General features: G+C 38.9%; 10 protein-coding genes. 5 read left to right on the forward strand and 5 right to left on the reverse strand.

The window, feature by feature from the left end:
• Window positions 1–79: 79 nt before the first annotated feature.
• The 4 genes from V5M36_RS11250 to V5M36_RS11265 form a co-directional block, all read right to left on the reverse strand.
• A complete protein-coding gene (locus V5M36_RS11250) occupies window positions 80–7,168 on the reverse strand; it encodes an Ig-like domain-containing protein (protein ID WP_338559016.1) in 7,089 nt (2,362 codons plus the stop codon).
• 584 nt (window positions 7,169–7,752) lie between these two features.
• Complete coding sequence (locus V5M36_RS11255) at window positions 7,753–9,252, reverse strand: cation:proton antiporter (RefSeq protein WP_338559018.1); 1,500 nt, start codon at window positions 9,250–9,252, stop codon at window positions 7,753–7,755.
• A gap of 251 nt (window positions 9,253–9,503) precedes the next feature.
• Window positions 9,504–10,406 (reverse strand): KPN_02809 family neutral zinc metallopeptidase, encoded by a 903-nt coding sequence (gene ypfJ / locus V5M36_RS11260; protein WP_338559021.1) that lies wholly within the window; start codon window positions 10,404–10,406, stop codon window positions 9,504–9,506.
• 92 nt (window positions 10,407–10,498) lie between these two features.
• On the reverse strand, window positions 10,499–11,425 hold the full coding sequence (locus tag V5M36_RS11265) for a DUF808 domain-containing protein (RefSeq protein ID WP_338559024.1): 927 nt from the start codon (window positions 11,423–11,425) through the stop codon (window positions 10,499–10,501).
• A gap of 175 nt (window positions 11,426–11,600) precedes the next feature.
• Here V5M36_RS11265 and trpS point away from each other — a divergent pair, with 175 nt between their 5' ends.
• From trpS to V5M36_RS11290, 5 genes are all read left to right on the forward strand, one after another.
• Window positions 11,601–12,614, forward strand: a complete 1,014-nt coding sequence (trpS, locus tag V5M36_RS11270) for a tryptophan--tRNA ligase (protein WP_338559026.1) — start codon at window positions 11,601–11,603, stop codon at window positions 12,612–12,614.
• A 536-nt stretch (window positions 12,615–13,150) separates the two neighbouring features.
• Window positions 13,151–13,795 (forward strand): YqiJ family protein, encoded by a 645-nt coding sequence (locus V5M36_RS11275; RefSeq protein WP_338559028.1) that lies wholly within the window; start codon window positions 13,151–13,153, stop codon window positions 13,793–13,795.
• Window positions 13,796–13,818: 23 nt separating this feature from the next.
• A complete protein-coding gene (locus V5M36_RS11280) occupies window positions 13,819–15,528 on the forward strand; it encodes a flotillin family protein (protein WP_338559031.1) in 1,710 nt (569 codons plus the stop codon).
• A 215-nt stretch (window positions 15,529–15,743) separates the two neighbouring features.
• On the forward strand, window positions 15,744–16,478 hold the full coding sequence (locus V5M36_RS11285; protein WP_338559034.1) for a sulfite exporter TauE/SafE family protein: 735 nt from the start codon (window positions 15,744–15,746) through the stop codon (window positions 16,476–16,478).
• A 196-nt stretch (window positions 16,479–16,674) separates the two neighbouring features.
• A complete protein-coding gene (locus V5M36_RS11290) occupies window positions 16,675–16,989 on the forward strand; it encodes a hypothetical protein (protein WP_338559036.1) in 315 nt (104 codons plus the stop codon).
• A 133-nt stretch (window positions 16,990–17,122) separates the two neighbouring features.
• Here the strand turns inward: V5M36_RS11290 and V5M36_RS11295 are convergent, their stop codons facing one another.
• Complete coding sequence (locus V5M36_RS11295; RefSeq protein WP_338559039.1) at window positions 17,123–17,704, reverse strand: 1-acyl-sn-glycerol-3-phosphate acyltransferase; 582 nt, start codon at window positions 17,702–17,704, stop codon at window positions 17,123–17,125.
• Between the last annotated feature and the right edge of the window lie 44 nt (window positions 17,705–17,748).

A 17,748-nucleotide genomic window follows, 5' to 3' on the forward strand; every position in this document is an offset into this window, starting at 1 on the left:
ATTTTAAACGACACGATTAATCAGATATAAAAAAAGAGGATCCTAGGATCCTCTCTTATTCAATTAACTTAAGTTCAAATTAGAACAATAAGTGGTTTTTATTCAACAATTCTTGTAGCGATACATCCGTATTATTAAACGTAATGAGTTCAACTTTGCTGAACGTCGTACCTGTACCATCACGGTCAATACTTAACTTAGTATTGTTACCGTCTTTCTCAACAAAGATGAATTTATTGAGGTTTTGACTAGTCGCATCATCAGATAACAAATCAGAAACATCAATCTTCACATTGCTACCCAGTTTGAAATCATTGATCGTATCGACACCATTACCGCCGTTTTGGCTATTTTTGTTTAGAACGTTGAAGATCAACTTATCTAGACCATTCGCCGAAACAGTTTCATTTAAGTACGTTGAATTAAACTTACCAGCAGATTCATTTGCAAGTGCTTGAGCATCATTTGCATTCGCTTCAGGGGTAAATTTACTCCATGCCAAGGCACCACCAGACTTAGAATCAATTTGAACAACCAAACTCGCTGTATCAGATTTTCCTGTTACTGGATCAGTAATCGTATAATTAAATACATCCGTCTTACCAATAGCTTTCAAATCACTATTTGGTTTGTAAGTATATGAACCATTTGACTGGATACTTAATGTGCCATACTCGCCCTTAACTGAAGTTAAGCCATTTAGAACTACACCGTTCACAGCTTTAACAACAGCACCTGAAACCACAAGATCTTTACCAAATACTGGGTCTAAATCAGTAATTACATTTCCATCAATTGATTTCACATTATCGATTTTTGCTTCACCAAAAGTATTTTTAGTCGTTGAAATTAAATCAACACTAATGTTACCAAATAATGCAGCAGCATTCTTATTACTTACTTGAAGGAGATATTCACCAGGTTCTAAACCTTTTGCAGTAAAACCATCCCTATTCGGGAATATACCAAAAAAGTCAAAAATTCCGCCTGTTTTACTCTGACTCAGATCGACCCAATTATTACCCTCTTTTTTCAAGAAGCGGTAATCAACAGATTGGAAAATTGCCCCAATCGCACTACTTTTAATGAGAACTTGTAAATCAGTAGTCTCTTTAATAGTGATCGTGGTTTCACCAGATTTTTGACCCAGCACCAAACCAACTAATGAAGCAAACCAACTGTATTTAATGGCATCAGTTTTTGTATTGGTTTGAACAGGATATGACCACTCGATTTCAGCTTTAGCTACATTATCAACGGCATCCACAAGAATATTTGGAGCTGTTAAGAATTTAGCTGGTGATTCCCCTGCTAAATCTGTAGCAGTCACAGATACTTTTTGAGCATCATTCAAGCTAGGTGATAGTTTAATAGAATATTGTCCATTGTTCGCTGCGACAGCAGTTCCGATTACATTACCGCTTGCATCTTTAATTTTTACTGTTGACAACGGTTGAGCTGTACCATTCACCAAAGAGCCATCAGCATTGAAATTTGCTGTAGGTGCATCTGGTGGAGTTATATCTAAAATGAAGCTCGTACTAGAAGTTTGACCTGTATTACCCGCTTTATCTGTCGCTTTAGCTTCAACAAGGATAGTACCTTCTGGTAAATCTTTAGTTGGAACATAAGACCAAGAACCATTCGGATTTACTTGAACTTTAGCTTGGTCAATAACGCGACCCGTTGCATCTTTAATGATCAAATCAACAATCGCATTTGCTTCTGCTGTACCTGTGAGTGCTGGTTTTAGATTACCCGTTTGAACCACTGGATTAATCACAACAAGACCTGGTGCAACAGTATCAATTGTCAATTTTTGCGAAGCAGTAGTTTGATTCTTAGCACTATCAGTCGATGTCGCTTGTACTGTGTAATTGCCATCTTTAATATTTGCTGGAGGAACATAAGTCCAGTTACCAGAACCATCTACAACCGCTGTACCAGTATCCACTGTTACGCCATTGCCATCTTTAATTTCAACTTTAACAGTCGTGTTTGCTTCTGTTTTACCTGAAATTAATGGCGTCGCATCATTTGTAGGTTTAAGTTCATTTATATTCAAATCAGGTGCAGTAATATCAACACCAAACTTTTGTATAGCAGGTTTACTTGTGTTACCCGCTTTGTCTTTGGCTTGTATTTCAACTGTATAGATACCTTCTACTAACGGCTGCTTCGGAGTGTAACTCCAACGATCACCTTTAATATCAGCAAATCCACTATCAACAATTTGACCAGCCGCATTTTTGAATACAACAGTGATTACATTTGCATCTTTTGAAGGTCCAGCAAATGTACGTTGTGGATTATTTGTATAAGCAATTGAAGGATCATTAGCAAACAAGACTGGCCCAGCATTAACGTCTACAGGGTCAGCGACTCTTGCTAAAGCAGCTGATTTTACGAAAATTACTTCATCAAACGCCAATTCGCCATCAGAATTTAAATCATCAAATCCTACAAAAGGAATAACTGGCTCAAATGGATCGAAATCGATTTCTGGATCTGTCAAATCAATTGAAAATTCTTGTTCAGTCGTATTACCCTTATTCCCAGCTTCATCTATAGGTGTAACTATAATTTTATAATCACCTTCCTTCAAATCTGCCGTAGGTGTATGTGTCCAATTACCTTTATCATCAACAGGTACAGTCACTTTTTCTTCAAAACCATCTGGTCCAGTAATAATGATATCTACTTTAGAGTTTGGTTCACCTTGACCATCGATTTTAGGTTTCGAATCATTACTTTCAAAATCATCCCCACCGATTGGATCAATAGTTACGTCATCAGGTGGAGTAGTATCAATTACAAGCGGAGCAATAACTTTGCTTCCTTGATTTCCTGCTTTATCTGAAGGCGTTACTTCAATTTTATGATCACCTTCAGGTAATGGTGTTGGAGGCGTGTATGACCAAGTACCATCCGGATTAACAGTCGCTTGTCCTTCTGAAATAATTTTTCCAGTCTCATCAGTAATCACTACTGCAATTTTAGCACTTGGCTCAGTCTTACCTGAAATAGTAGGTGTCGTATCATTTGTAGGTTTGAGATCATCAATCGATACATCTGGTGCAACAGTATCGACTTCGAAAGTGACTGGCTTAGACGTACCTGTGTTTCCAGCTTTGTCTTTCGCTTCAGCAGTTACCGTGTAGTCGCCATCTTTCAAATCAGCGCTTGGTGTATATGTCCACGTTTTATCCGTAACTGTCGCAGGACCTGTCGCGACAACATTACCGTCTTTGTCACGTACCACTACAGTCACAGTCGTACCTGCTTCTGTTGTACCCGTGATTTCTGGAGTCTTGTCGTTCGTGTCTGCAATTGGATTAACAGTGACGTCTTTATCGCTTGGAGGCGTAGTGTCAATATTAAAGCCTGTATCAGTTGTTGCTGTTGCTTTGTTGCCTACAGCATCAGTTGCATCCGCTTTAATCTTGTACTCACCTTCAGCCAATGGCGTTGTAGGCGTGTATGACCAAGTACCATCGGGATTAACTGTTGCAGGACCTGTTGCTACAACCTTGCCATCTTTGTCTACGATTTCAACATTAACTTTAGCACCTGGCTCAGTCTTACCTGAAACAGTTGGTGTTGTATCATTCGTATCTTTCAGATCATTAATCGATACATCTGGTGCAACAGTATCGACTTCGAAAGTGACTGGCTTAGACGTACCTGTGTTTCCAGCTTTGTCTTTCGCTTCAGCAGTCACCGTGTAATCGCCATCTTTCAAATCAGCGCTTGGTGTATACGTCCACGTTTTATCCGTAACTGTCGCAGGACCTGTCGCGACAACATTACCGTCTTTGTCACGTACCACTACAGTCACAGTCGTACCTGCTTCTGTTGTACCCGTGATTTCTGGAGTCTTGTCGTTTGTATCAGCAATTGGATTAACGGTGACGTCTTTATCGCTTGGAGGCGTCGTGTCAATATTAAGCTCTAAAGACTCTTTGGTTTTACCAGTATTACCCGCTTTGTCCGTTGCTTCGGCAGAAATTGAATATTTCCCTTCAGCCAATGGCGTTGTAGGCGTGTATGACCAAGTACCATCTGGATTAACTGTTGCAGGGCCGGTTGCTACAACCTTGCCATCTTTGTCTACGATTTCAACATTAACTTTAGCACCTGGTTCAGTTTTACCCGTAATAGCTGGCTGAACATTAGAAGAATCAGATACTGGGTCGATCGTAACGTCAGGATCGATCGTATCTACAGTAACGTCTATTTTAGCTTTAGGGCTTAGGTTTCCAGCAGCATCAGTAGCCGTAGCTTCAACAGTATAATTACCATCAGCCAGTGGCGTTTTAGGCACATATGACCATGACCCATCAGCAGCAACTTTAACATTGGCTGTCTCAACAACTTTACCTGTTGTGTCTTTAATATCAACTTTAACTAAAGTAGCGCCATCCTTCGTTTTACCTTGGAAAGTTGGAACAGATAAGTTCGTTAATGGAAGTTCATTCATTTCAATTGATGGAGGCGTAATATCGACAGTAAAATTAGTTTTAGCTGTTTTATTATTCCCTGCTTTATCAAAAGCAGTTGCTTCAATTGTAAAATTACCTTCAGTTAACTCTACTGGAGTTTTGAAAGACCACTTATTATTTTCAAGTGTAGCTGTACCAGACGCTACAACTTTACCATCCTTATCGCGTATTACGATTTCTACGCGTGAACTGTCTTTCGTTGTACCTGTAAATGTTGGTGTTGTATTTTTTATAGAAGCCACTGCAGAAGTCTCCGATTTAAGAATTAATGGTGTAATTGCACTTTTTGCGACTACAGGTGTAATTGAATCTAATGAAGCAGGAGAATTGATTGGATCAATATCCACCTCAGGATCTGTGAGATCAATTACAAAGTTTTTCTCAGTTTCCTCACCTTTATTACCTGCGCCATCAATAGGTGTCACAATGATTTTAAAATCACCTTCTTTGAATGGATTATCAGGCGTATATTCCCACTTGCCTTTATCATCTGTTGGCACAGTTTTCTGATCTATAACTTTTCCGTCTTTGTCGATGATTTTAATGTCTACAGTTGACTTAGGCTCAGAATCACCCGTGATTTTGGGCTTATCAATGTTGGTTTCACCATCCACTTTACCAATCGGATCAATGGTGATTTTGTCCGGCGACTTAGTGTCTACATTAAAATTAATCGATGGTGATTTATCACTTTCTTTACCACCCACAGTTTGAGTAGCACTAATCTTGTAAGAACCATCTACAAAAGGTACAGCAGGCGTTAAGCTCCACGTTCCATCCGCAAGTGCAACTGTTTCTCCGATTAATTGATCGCCGTTATACACCTTAATGTTAGCGTTCGCTTTAGCACCTGCACCCGATATCGCTGGCTGTGTGTCGTTAGTATCCTCACCCTCTAATACTGGCCCTACTTGGGGTTCAACATCGTCAAATATTTTTGGCGTTTCAAGAGCATCTAAATCTGCGTCGGCATCAGCATCCGCGTCGGCATCAGCATCCGCGTCAGCGTCAGCATCCGCATCTGCATCTGCATCTGCATCCGCGTCGGCATCAGCATCCGCGTCGGCATCAGCGTCGGCATCAGCGTCGGCATCTGCATCTGCATCAGCGTCGGCATCAGCATCAGCATCTGCATCTGCATCTGCATCAGCATCAGCGTCGGCATCAGCATCGGCATCAGCGTCGGCATCAGCATCGGCATCAGCATCAGCATCCGCGTCAGCATCAGCATCAGCGTCGGCATCGGCATCGGCATCAGCGTCGGCATCAGCATCAGCATCAGCATCGGCATCAGCATCAGCATCGGCATCAGCATCAGCATCGGCATCAGCATCAGCTTCCGCATCTGCGTCGGCATCAGCATCAGCGTCGGCATCAGCATCAGCGTCAGCGTCAGCATCCGCATCTGCATCTGCATCCGCGTCGGCATCAGCATCCGCGTCGGCATCAGCGTCGGCATCAGCGTCGGCATCTGCATCTGCATCAGCGTCGGCATCAGCATCAGCATCAGCATCAGCATCAGCATCAGCATCAGCATCAGCATCAGCATCAGCGTCGGCATCAGCATCGGCATCGGCATCAGCGTCGGCATCAGCGTCGGCATCAGCATCGGCATCAGCATCAGCATCAGCATCAGCATCCGCGTCAGCATCAGCATCAGCATCAGCGTCGGCATCGGCATCAGCGTCGGCATCAGCATCAGCATCGGCATCAGCATCAGCATCAGCATCAGCATCAGCATCCGCATCCGCATCTGCATCCGCATCTGCGTCGGCATCAGCATCAGCATCAGCATCAGCATCAGCATCAGCATCAGCATCAGCGTCGGCATCAGCATCTGCATCCGCGTCGGCATCAGCATCAGCGTCGGCATCAGCATCGGCATCAGCGTCGGCATCAGCGTCGGCATCAGCGTCGGCATCAGCATCTGCGTCGGCATCAGCATCCGCGTCGGCATCAGCATCCGCGTCAGCGTCAGCATCTGCATCTGCGTCGGCATCAGCATCTGCGTCGGCATCAGCATCCGCGTCGGCATCAGCATCCGCGTCGGCATCACCATCAGCATCTGCGTCGGCATCAGCGTCGGCATCCGCATCTGCGTCGGCATCAGCATCTGCATCTGCATCAGCATCTGCGTCGGCATCAGCATCAGCATCAGCGTCGGCATCTGCATCTGCATCGGCGTCAGCATCAGAATCGGCGTCAGAATCAGTATCTGGATTTGGAGGAGTGGGTTTAGAGTTCGAATCATTAGCAGCTGCTGCAACCGCACCTGCAACACCGCCTGCAGCTAACCATGGTAGAATCCCACCTACAAAGTTATCTGAATACAAAAGTGGCTCGATTTCTTGAATTGGATAATATTGGATCGTTTCAGCAATAGTGCCGTCTGCGTTTGTAAACTTAACCCAGTTTAAAGCACCATCTTGATCTTCAAACACAAGACTATTATCAGGAAATTCTGGACTAAAGAAATTTTGAAGTACAATGACTTCACCATTTCGAAGGTTAATAAGTGCGTTATTATTTTCACGAGTGATTGAGGCGACATCTTCTTTTGATACTTGCACTAGAACAACTGAATTTTCAGTTAACCCCACATTATTAGAGGTCACTTTTTCTAAAACTTGGTGACTCTCCTTGGAGATAATTGAGATATTTTGCATAGTTTTGGTCTCTTATTGATTTTATTCTAACCATTTTCAAAAAATCAAAAATGGTGTACAGGTCAAATACTTTTATATAATTTGTGATTTATATCACACTTTTTTATTTTTTTAATAGATAGGTGATAGGTGTCATAAATTTTATGTTATATTTTGAACGATTTATTAAAATAAATTATAAATATCAATAACTTAATTCCAAAATATACAAATTGTATTTTTTGTAACCGTTATTTTTAAATTTTAGTCATATCAATAACTTATTGTTTACAAAAAAAATTCTTTTTTCAAAATAATCAAATTTTCACACATTTTCAGTTTTATGGATTGTTTGTATTATCATGTTAAAAAGTATTTACTCTCTTAAAACACGCATAAAGCTGATCATGTAATTAATGAGGTTCATCTGAATTTTGATGGCACAATTTTGTATCAAAGCTTAAATTTTTAATCTGACCCATGAGGTGCGTCAATTAAGCTCATACCATTACGCTCTTAAAATCATTTAATATTAATAACCATCATTTTCGATCTAAACTCAGCGGGTTTTAATTAAAATAAAGCAAAATAATATAATCACGTTTTTAAAAATTATTAGGATTTTCTAAACGTGTTATTTCTTCTGCTTGAGCAGGATGATAAACAGATGCAACACCATCTTCGGCTTTTTTATCTAATTGAACTTCAGGATTATAAATGGTGATTATCTCATTGCCTTGTGCATCTTCACCGACAAGATATTTAAAACCCTTCCGATTCATTTTATTACACAGACGCTGATACCAGCCTTTAAAGCCTTCTGTTTCTTCATTCGGATTGTAGTAGAAGGCATTCATCACTGAAGGCAAGCCCAAACCACAGACCAAACCAGAAAGTAAAACAACGATAAATGTATAACCAATCAATATACTGCTGTACTCACTTAACTGTGGCACATTTGCAACAGCCAATACCAATGCTAAGGAAATACCACCTCTCACACCACCCCATGACAGAATAGCCAAGCTGCCGTTATAACTTTTATTTCTAAATGATGGGAAAAATGCAAAAGAAAGATAATTGGCTGCAAAGCGTGAGAGATGCAACAGAATAAATGCAACAATGCCACCCAGAATCATACTGGCGCTTAAATCTAATATGAATAACTCTAAACCGATTAGCGTAAACAGGAATGAATTAATAATCCCTTCAACGGTATGCCAAAAATGATTCACTTCTCGTATTTCACGATCTTGTAATATTTCTTTCCATCTATTACCAACAATGAGCCCACCTATAACACAAGCAATCGGCGCTGAAGCATGTGCAAATAAGGCAACCAAATACGTACCACAGGCCAAGAGTGCCGTTGTCAGAATCAAGGATTCCATTTCATGCTTACCACGAAGTATTCGTAAAATGGCCCAACCAAAAGCCCATCCGATCGCAACGGCTACAACAATCTCGTACAACAATGTCTGTAAAGTTGCCAATAAACTAAAATGCTCTCCTTCCAATACATTTAATAAAGTCATGAAGACAGCAATACACATTGCATCATTAAATAATGATTCGCCTTCAAGTTTCACTATTAAATGATGCGGAGCTCGAACTGAACTTAATACCCCTTTAATACCAATCGGATCCGTTGCACCAAGTGCCGAACCGAGTAATAACAGCACTAAAATCGGCACGGGATTACCGATTAAATATTGAAATCCAAAGATCAATCCACCAAACAACGCAGCGCAAATGAGGAGTGCAATAGTGGCCAATATACTGATAGGCTTCCAATAAACCTGTAGATCAGAAACCTTAAATTTCAAAGCAGAAGACGTTAAAATAAAACAAATCACACCATTGACCAAAAAGTCATAGAAGTCGATTTTACGGACGGCGGTTTCAATGTTTTGCAGATTAATCGTAATAAATTGATTGTCACCGAGTAAGTTAGCAGCCCACTGTAAAATAAATACAAAAATAGCCGAAACAATAGGTACACCAATGGCTTGAGGAAAACCCAATACACGCTTATTAAAAATGGTTGTGGCTATCGACAGTGCAAAAACGACGTTGAATACTTGAAGAAAGAAATAACTACCCATTTAACGCCTCTCTCTAGATTCAAGTATTCACAAATGAATGTTCACAAATACCTATATTTATTTAATAAATGACAACCTTGCGATCATTTATAAATTTTATACGTATTTAATTGATAATAAAACCTCAGTTTTCATTAATTTTGCATAATTGGTTCATAAGAAAAAGGGCACGCAATTAATAATCCCCTAAATATCAACTTTTTTAACGATTCATTTCATCATATTTTTTCAGTGTTCGATTTGAATCAAAACTAAATGTTTGACTTAAAGGTATCGCATTGATTTATATCTCCAGACTGCAATCCTTTATCAAACCATTGCATGCGTTGCGCACTTGTACCATGGGTAAAACTATCAGGTACAACTTGTCCACGACCACGTTTCTGTAAGTAGTCATCACCAATTTTATGCGCAGCATCCATCGCTTCCTCAACATCCCCCTTTTCAAGAAATTGCGTGCGTTGCTGATTTGAATTAGCCCATACACCAGCAAAACAATCTGCCTGTAACTCTAGACGCACAGACAGCTGGTTACCCTGTGTTTCACTTGCTTGTTGACGTGCTTTCTGAACTTCTGAAGAAATACCCAATAGATTCTGAATATGATGCCCGACCTCATGAGCAATCACATAAGCTTGAGCAAAATCACCTGCTGCCTGATTATCAGTAAGTTCTGTATTGTTTTGCTCTCCAGAAATTCCCATCTGAGTGCGCATATCTTTAAAAAATTGTGTATCGATATAAATTTTTTGATCAGCGGGACAATAAAAAGGACCCATGGCAGAATCTGCTGTACCACAACCAGATTTCACCATTCCATTAAACATAACTAACTTCGGTGCAATATACTGTGCACCGTTTTGTTGAAAAATTGGCGTCCAAGTATCCTCAGTATCCGCCAGAACTGTACCAACAAATGCAGTCGCTTCTTGCTGCTGAGGTGTCGGATTTTCTATAGCAGATGCTTGCTGAGCAGCTCCTTGAGAAGTCACCTGTTGGGTGGCTTGATAAGCTTGCTGTGGATCTACTCCAAAAAACTTCCATGCAATAAATGCGACGATTAATCCGAGGATACTGATCCCACCCGCTTTAACCCCGCCCCCGCCTCGACGATCTTCTAAATTATTACTGACACGACGCCCTTTCCAACGCATAGTCTTATCCTTATTTTTAAAAAAAGTAACGCTGTATAAATATGATCTGATGTATCTAAGTCTGCTGTTTCTGAATCTGCTGTATCTAAAAATTAAGATTTATTTGATTTTGAAAAAACTTTTTTTGACATCATCACAATCAACAACACCACGAGACCAGCAATAAAACCAATCACAAAGTTAATTAAAGTTGGAGTCAAAGCGCCAACAATATTACCGACAGCAGGTATGTGCTCTACATAATCCACTGAGTCTTCTGAAAAATGATGAAATAGTGGAATACCATGATTGATAATACCGCCACCCACTAAAAACATAGCGATGGTCCCTACAATCGTTAGGGTTCTCATTAATTTCGGTGCAAAAGCCAGTAAACCACGACCTATTGTTTGTTTTAAGGAAGATGTTTTTTGGACCAGATAGAGTCCTAAATCATCAATTTTGACAATCATCGCCACAAACCCATAAACACCAACAGTCATTAAAATTGCAATAAAACAAAGTGTTGCTATTTTTACCGTTAAAGTCGCCGCAGCAACTGTCCCCAAAGAAATTACAATAATTTCAGCAGATAAAATAAAGTCAGTTCGTATAGCCCCTTTGACTTTCTCTTTCTCAAAAGTGACGAGGTCTGTTTCGATGTTTATTTTTTCAATCTCAGCAACTTCAGGCGTCTTTGATTTTTTATGTTGAATGGTGTGCAATACTTTCTCAACGCCCTCATAACATAAAAAAAGACCACCGATCATTAACAACGGTGTAATCAGCCACGGAATAAAAATACTAATTAACAACGCCAGAGGAACCAAAATACATTTATTGACGAATGATCCCTTTGCCACAGCCCAAACCACGGGAAGCTCACGATCAGCTTTGACGCCACTGACTTGTTGAGCATTTAGGGCCAGATCATCACCCAGCACACCTGCCGTTTTCTTAACAGCCATTTTGCTCATGACTGCGACATCATCAAGAACTGTTGCAATATCATCCAATAGTAATAATAAGCTACTTGCCATTTTTATTATCCTCGCGTTTTTTCTATTTTAATAATTCATCAGCAAGATTCTGTATGTATTTGATATTTTTTTATAGTTTTTTAATTTTATTCTTGCTGACATTAAAAAAAGAATTACCGTACAATATTGTCATTCTTATATCAAAGTAGCGCTGACTACTGTTTCAGGATTTAAAATGAGCATACAAGATAATCGTCCAGTGATTTTGACTGGCGACCGTCCAACTGGGCAACTTCACCTCGGTCATTTCGTCGGTTCATTACGTTCACGCGTAGGTTTGCAAGATTCTCATCATCAACATCTTCTTTTGGCCGATGCCCAAGCGTTTACCGATAATGCGGATAATTTTGAAAAAGTTCGTCGCAATATTATTGAAGTCGCTACAGATTATTTAGCTGTTGGTATCGATCCTACAAAAACGACAATATGTGTTCAATCAAGCCTTCCAGCTTTAAATGAACTCACTATGCTTTATTTAAACTTTGTCACTGTATCGCGTCTAGAGCGTAATCCTACGATCAAATCTGAAATTCAGATGCGTGGCTTTGAGCGTGACATCCCTGCTGGTTTCTTGTGTTATCCAGTTGCACAAGCTGCGGATATCACAGCCTTTAAGGCGTCTATCGTTCCTGTGGGTGAAGATCAAATTCCAATGATTGAACAAACGAATGAAATTGTTCGTCGAATCAATCGCCAGATCGGTCAAGACTTACTTCCTGAGTGTAAGGCTCTGCTTTCAAATATGAGTCGCTTACCTGGTTTTGACGGCAAAGCTAAAATGTCTAAATCACTTGGCAATACGATTGTTCTTGATGCTTCTGATAAAGATATTAAAAAAGCAGTTAATGCAATGTATACGGATCCAAATCATTTACGCGTTGAAGATCCAGGTCAAGTTGAAGGCAATATTGTATTCACTTACTTAGATGCATTCGATACCAATACCGAAGAAGTGAAAGAGCTAAAAGAACATTATCGTCGCGGTGGTTTAGGCGATGGTACGGTTAAAAAGCGTCTTGAAGGCGTACTTAAAGAGCTAATTACACCTATTCGTGAACGCCGCATGGAATTGGCAAAAGATCCTGACTATATTATGGATATTTTAAAGACTGGCACTGCAAAATGTCGTGATATCACTCAACAAACCTTAGATGAAGTGAAATCTGGATTAGGCGTCTTTCATTTTTAAATATTCATCTAAGATGTATAAATAAATTTCGTTTTGATATAAAAAACCTCTCTTGATGAGAGGTTTTTTAATTTTGTTCATGCGATATGTAAAATTCAGTATTTAAAAGTCCTGATTTTAACGTGAACTTACACTATTTTACCTGAAAGTAGATGATCGTTTATTTGATACTCATTATTATTACTAAACAGTTATGAACATTCCCCAATGTTCATAACATTTCTCCTTAACCGGAACTACGAAAGTAGCTTCGTTGTTATACGCACTGATCACCCCAATCATTGCGTATTTTTTTTGCTTAAAATTTGATTTGTATTCATATTTTTTATGGTTTTTTGACATCGCTTGAGATCACAAAACGCTAATCACATTATGCATATTGTTAATTATTAATACATTATCAGCATTTATTTTTATAGTGAATAAACAGTAAATTGCCATATTGGTAGATATAATTTAGTATATTTGCGCATATTACTGTATAAAAATACAAGATACATCAAATTAAAATGAATGATAAAAGTTGAGAGTTTTTTATGTGGGATCTTTTCATCCACCCTGCAAACTTATTTTTTAGCGTTAGTTTAGTTTTAATGCTCCTAATGGGCATTTGTGAATGTCTGCTCTTGATTGTCGGTGCAAGCTCTCAGGGTTTTCTTGATCAGTTTATTCCTGACTCATTATTTGACGCTCAACATCCAGATCTTAATATTCAAGCTGATCACAACATTGGGATTCAATTTTTAGATTGGCTGTATCTAGGCCGCATTCCCGTTCTCATTTGGTTTATTATTTTTCTCACCACCTACGCGCTATTTGGTTTTTTCGTTCAAGCAATTTTCTTTTATTTTACTGAACACTATTTTCCAATCTGGATTATTGCACCTGCCAGTTTAGTTCTATGTATGCCACTGGTGCGTGCTATATCTGCCATCATCGCTAAAATTATCCCTAAAGATGAAACCACAGCTATTCATAGTGATCAATTGATCGGATTAACCGCCACCATCATTATGGGTGATGCAAAACTAAATTATCCCGCCCAAGCCAAAGTTAAAGATCAATTTGGTTTAACCCATTATGTAATGGTTGAACCCGAAACAGATATTCTTTTTAAACAGGGTCAAAATGTTATTTTGACTCAAAAAACGAAAATTGGCTTTCAAGCCATTTCAACTTAATACAAACGCTTAGTGAGCACTTCATGATCAATTCTAATTTATACGAAATTTTAGTTATTGCAGGGATTATTTTAATTGCATTCGTTATTGTGGGAACCATTATTGCCCGGCTTTATAAACGCTCTAGTAAAGAGGTGTCTTTTGTCCGTACTGGTTTTGGCGGTGAAAAAGTCATTTTAGGTGGCGGTGCCATCGTGTTACCTGTGTTACATGAAGTCATTCCTGTAAATATGAATACGTTACGTTTGGAAGTGAAACGTGCTGCTGATCAGGCTTTGATTACTAAGGATCGTATGCGTGTTGATGTTGCTGCTGAATTTTATGTTCGAGTCAAACCAACTGAAGAATCAATTGCAACTGCAGCACAGACATTGGGTAAAAAAACCATGCAACCCGATGAGTTAAAATCATTGGTTGAAGGTAAATTTGTCGATTCATTACGTTCTGTTGCAGCTGAAATGGCAATGGAAGAGCTACATGAAAAGCGTGTGGATTTCGTACAAAAAGTACAACAAGCAGTTTCTGAAGAGTTATTTAAAAATGGTCTCGAACTAGAAACTGTATCTTTAACAGGTCTTGACCAAACAGATTTTAAATTCTTCAATCCACAAAATATTTTTGATGCTGAAGGTCTAACTAAACTGACCGAAACGATTGAAGATCGTCGTAAAAAACGAAATGGTCTTGAACAAGATGCTGATCTTGCAATTAAAACCAAAAATCTTGAAACCGAACAAGCACGTCTTAAAATCACTCGTGAAGAAGAGTATTCTAAGATGGAACAAATCCGCGAACTTTCAATCCGTCGTGCAGAACAACAAGCTGAAATTGCAACAAAAGACTCAGAAAAACAACGTGAAGCAGGAGAAGCAAAAATTGTTGCTGATCGTCAAGTTGAATTAAAACGTATTGCAGCCGATCGCGATATTGAAAATGAAAATATTATCAAATCTCAAGCGATTCAAAAAGCACAAGTCGAACAAAAGAAAACCATTGAACTAGCTGAGCAAGACCGTGCGATTGCCATTGCTGAAAAATCTCGTGCTGAATCTGAGGCAAAAGCACTGGCTGACCAAGCACGTGCTCAAGCGGTAAAAGCAGAAGAAGAAGTCATCACCGTTCGTGAAACACAACGTGCAGAACGTGTAAAAGCTGTCGAGTTAGTCGCTGCAAAACAGGCAGCTGAAACTGATGCAATTTCAATTACTGTTGCAGCAGAAGCCTCTAAACAAGCAGCCGCAGATGATGCAGAAGCAGTTCGAATTGGCGCTGAAGCAGAAGCTGAAAAAGTTCGTTTAAAAGCGAAAGGTGAAGCTGATGCGAAAATCTTGCTGGCTGAAGCACAAGAGAAGCAATATCAAGTTGATGCTGAAGGTACACGCGCTGTGAATGAAGCCAATAATATCTTGTCTTCTGAACAGGTCGAAATGCAAATTCGCTTGGCTTTACTCAAGTATTTACCTGAAATTATTCGTGAAAGTGTTAAACCGATGGAAAACATTGATGACATTAAGATTCTTCAGGTCAATGGTCTAGGTGGCTTAGGCGGAAGTTCTGTATCTGTCGGAGAAAATGGTGAACAAGGTCAAGTTGCGCTATCAGATCAAGTGGTCAATAGCGCCCTTCGTTATCGTTCACAAGCACCTTTAATTGATAGCTTAATGAGTGAGTTAGGGATTAATGGTGGTGATATTAATGGATTAACTCAAACTTTAAACAAAAAAGCAGATTGATGCTTTAACACAACGTTTAAAAAAAGAGCCCTGATTTAAATTTTCAGGGCTTTTTATTTTTTGTGCATTCTCTATAGTTTAAATATTCATAAAACCTGCTGAATACATTATTTTAAATTAACTTCTCAAAGCCGTATTCTCTCTCCAAGAAGATTGGACGATCATATGTACTGCTGTCATTTTCACTTTACACATATAAAACCATTTAACTGAATATGTGGATTGTATTTATATTCGGGGCTGTAATTGCAGGCTTTGTACAAGGATTAACAGGCTTTGCCTTTGCCCTTATTGCCATGTCATTTTGGGTATGGATTCTTCCACCTCAAATCTCAGCTCCGCTTGTGGTTTTTGCTTCGCTTTGGTGTCATCTCATTTCACTTGGCAAAGAGCAAAAGTTCCATGTTGACCGTCGTTTAGTTCTACCCTACATCATCGCTGGTTTGTTAGGTGTACCTCTGGGAACTTCATTGCTATACATTGTAAATGCAGAGATTTTCAAACTCATTTTAGGCATTTTTCTTATTCTGTGGTGCCCTTTTATGTATTTTTCTCCCCGCATAAATGCAATACATCATGCAGGTAAAATAGCAGATTCAAGCATTGGTTTTATAGGCGGTATTTTCGGTGGCCTTGGTGGATTTTGCGGCGCACTTCCCTCCGCCTGGGTCATGCTCAAAAATCTGCCCAAAGATCATCAACGTTATATCTTACGACATTTTAATTTTGCGATTCAATTGTTTACACTTGCCGTTTATATTTTTCAAAATACAATAAATAAAAATCATCTCAGTTATATGATCGTTATCATTTTAGTCGTCAGTTTACCTGCTATATTTGGCGCACAATTATTTTATAAAATTTCTGAAAAACAATTTAAAAATATCGTTTTAAGCTTGCTCTTTATGTCTGGCTGTATTCTATTAATCACTGGATTGAATAAATATTGAAAAGCTTTTAAATTTTAAAATCTGTGTTAACTAAAGCAAAAACTAAAAAACTCTTTTTTTATTCACTATCAAAATCGTTCAATATAAAAATTCTTTTAAATCAATGAAATTTATTATCAAGTTCGAGCATTTCATTAAAAAAAACACGTAAGATAGCGCTACACTTATTGTTATTATATTTGTAATGAAGATCCCCTTGTTTCTAAGCCTATTGTTCTTAACAGGTTGTACATTTGGCACATCCAGCGAAATCAAAGTCGCAGAAGAGTTACTTAATCAATTTGAATGTAGCAATGTTGATTATGAACAATTGGGACATAATCCGATTATTGACTTTCATCAACGGACTTTAGCTGTCAGTAAAGTTAAAGCAAATACCTATATCGATGACTATAAAGCTGGAGATACATTATTCGATGTGCCATTAAGCCAAATTATTCAAAATGAATATAAAGCTTTTAGATTAGCTTGCTATTACTTAGGTGGTGCAACTCAAGTGGCTCAAGAATAAAACCTGCTCACAACATTATAAAATAGAGAATTTTTTAAATTTAATCTCACTTTAAATACTTGTCTAAAAAAGACAGGATGAACCTGCCTTGTTTTTACTTACGTTAATCTTGACGATTTTATTTTACATAGCGTTATTTTACATAGCGTTGATCGACACTAAAGTTATTTAGAATTTTCCCGCTAATTTGGGCGTAAAACGCCATAATCTCAGTCATGTCTTTATCCATATCACCAGATGGATAGATAATTTTGCCCACACCTGTTTTCTTTTTTGCATAATCCATATACGCCAAAGCAATTGGAACTCCTGCTGTCACAGCAATGTGATAAAAACCCGTTTTCCACTGTTCTTGTTTAGCACGTGTCGCTTCGGGTGTCACCAGCATGACTAATTTAGGATGCTTGTTAAATAACTCACTCATCACTTCGACCATGCTTGGTCTTTCTTGACCCGCGGCTTTTGGACTGCGATCAATTCCTATGCCTCCCATTGCTCGTACAAAAGGTCCAAGCGGGAACTTCATATAACTATCTTTAATCGTAATTCGAACATTTACGCCCAACGCTTTTAAAGCTAAGCGAGCATAAAGTGCGTCCCAATTACTGGTATGTGGTGCTGCAATCATCACGCATTGATCAATATTCAAATCCCAGTGATTATCGATTTCCCAACCCAATAAATTTAAACTTTTTTCAGCCGTTTTTTCAAACACAACAACACCAAATCTAAAATTTGCGCGAATTGTACCAACATTAG

The sequence above is a fragment of the Acinetobacter sp. KS-LM10 genome, assembly GCF_036896575.1.
In the GTDB taxonomy this organism is placed as follows: domain Bacteria; phylum Pseudomonadota; class Gammaproteobacteria; order Pseudomonadales; family Moraxellaceae; genus Acinetobacter; species Acinetobacter avistercoris.

Coding starts and splice junctions, on each gene's coding strand:
- ypfJ (WP_338559021.1), bottom strand. CDS start 10,406: ATGCGTTGGAAAGGGCGTCGTGTCAGTAATAATTTAGAAGATCGTCGA.
- V5M36_RS11275 (WP_338559028.1), top strand. CDS start 13,151: ATGTGGGATCTTTTCATCCACCCTGCAAACTTATTTTTTAGCGTTAGT.
- V5M36_RS11250 (WP_338559016.1), bottom strand. CDS start 7,168: ATGCAAAATATCTCAATTATCTCCAAGGAGAGTCACCAAGTTTTAGAA.
- V5M36_RS11265 (WP_338559024.1), bottom strand. CDS start 11,425: ATGGCAAGTAGCTTATTATTACTATTGGATGATATTGCAACAGTTCTT.
- V5M36_RS11285 (WP_338559034.1), top strand. CDS start 15,744: ATGTGGATTGTATTTATATTCGGGGCTGTAATTGCAGGCTTTGTACAA.
- trpS (WP_338559026.1), top strand. CDS start 11,601: ATGAGCATACAAGATAATCGTCCAGTGATTTTGACTGGCGACCGTCCA.
- V5M36_RS11280 (WP_338559031.1), top strand. CDS start 13,819: ATGATCAATTCTAATTTATACGAAATTTTAGTTATTGCAGGGATTATT.
- V5M36_RS11255 (WP_338559018.1), bottom strand. CDS start 9,252: ATGGGTAGTTATTTCTTTCTTCAAGTATTCAACGTCGTTTTTGCACTG.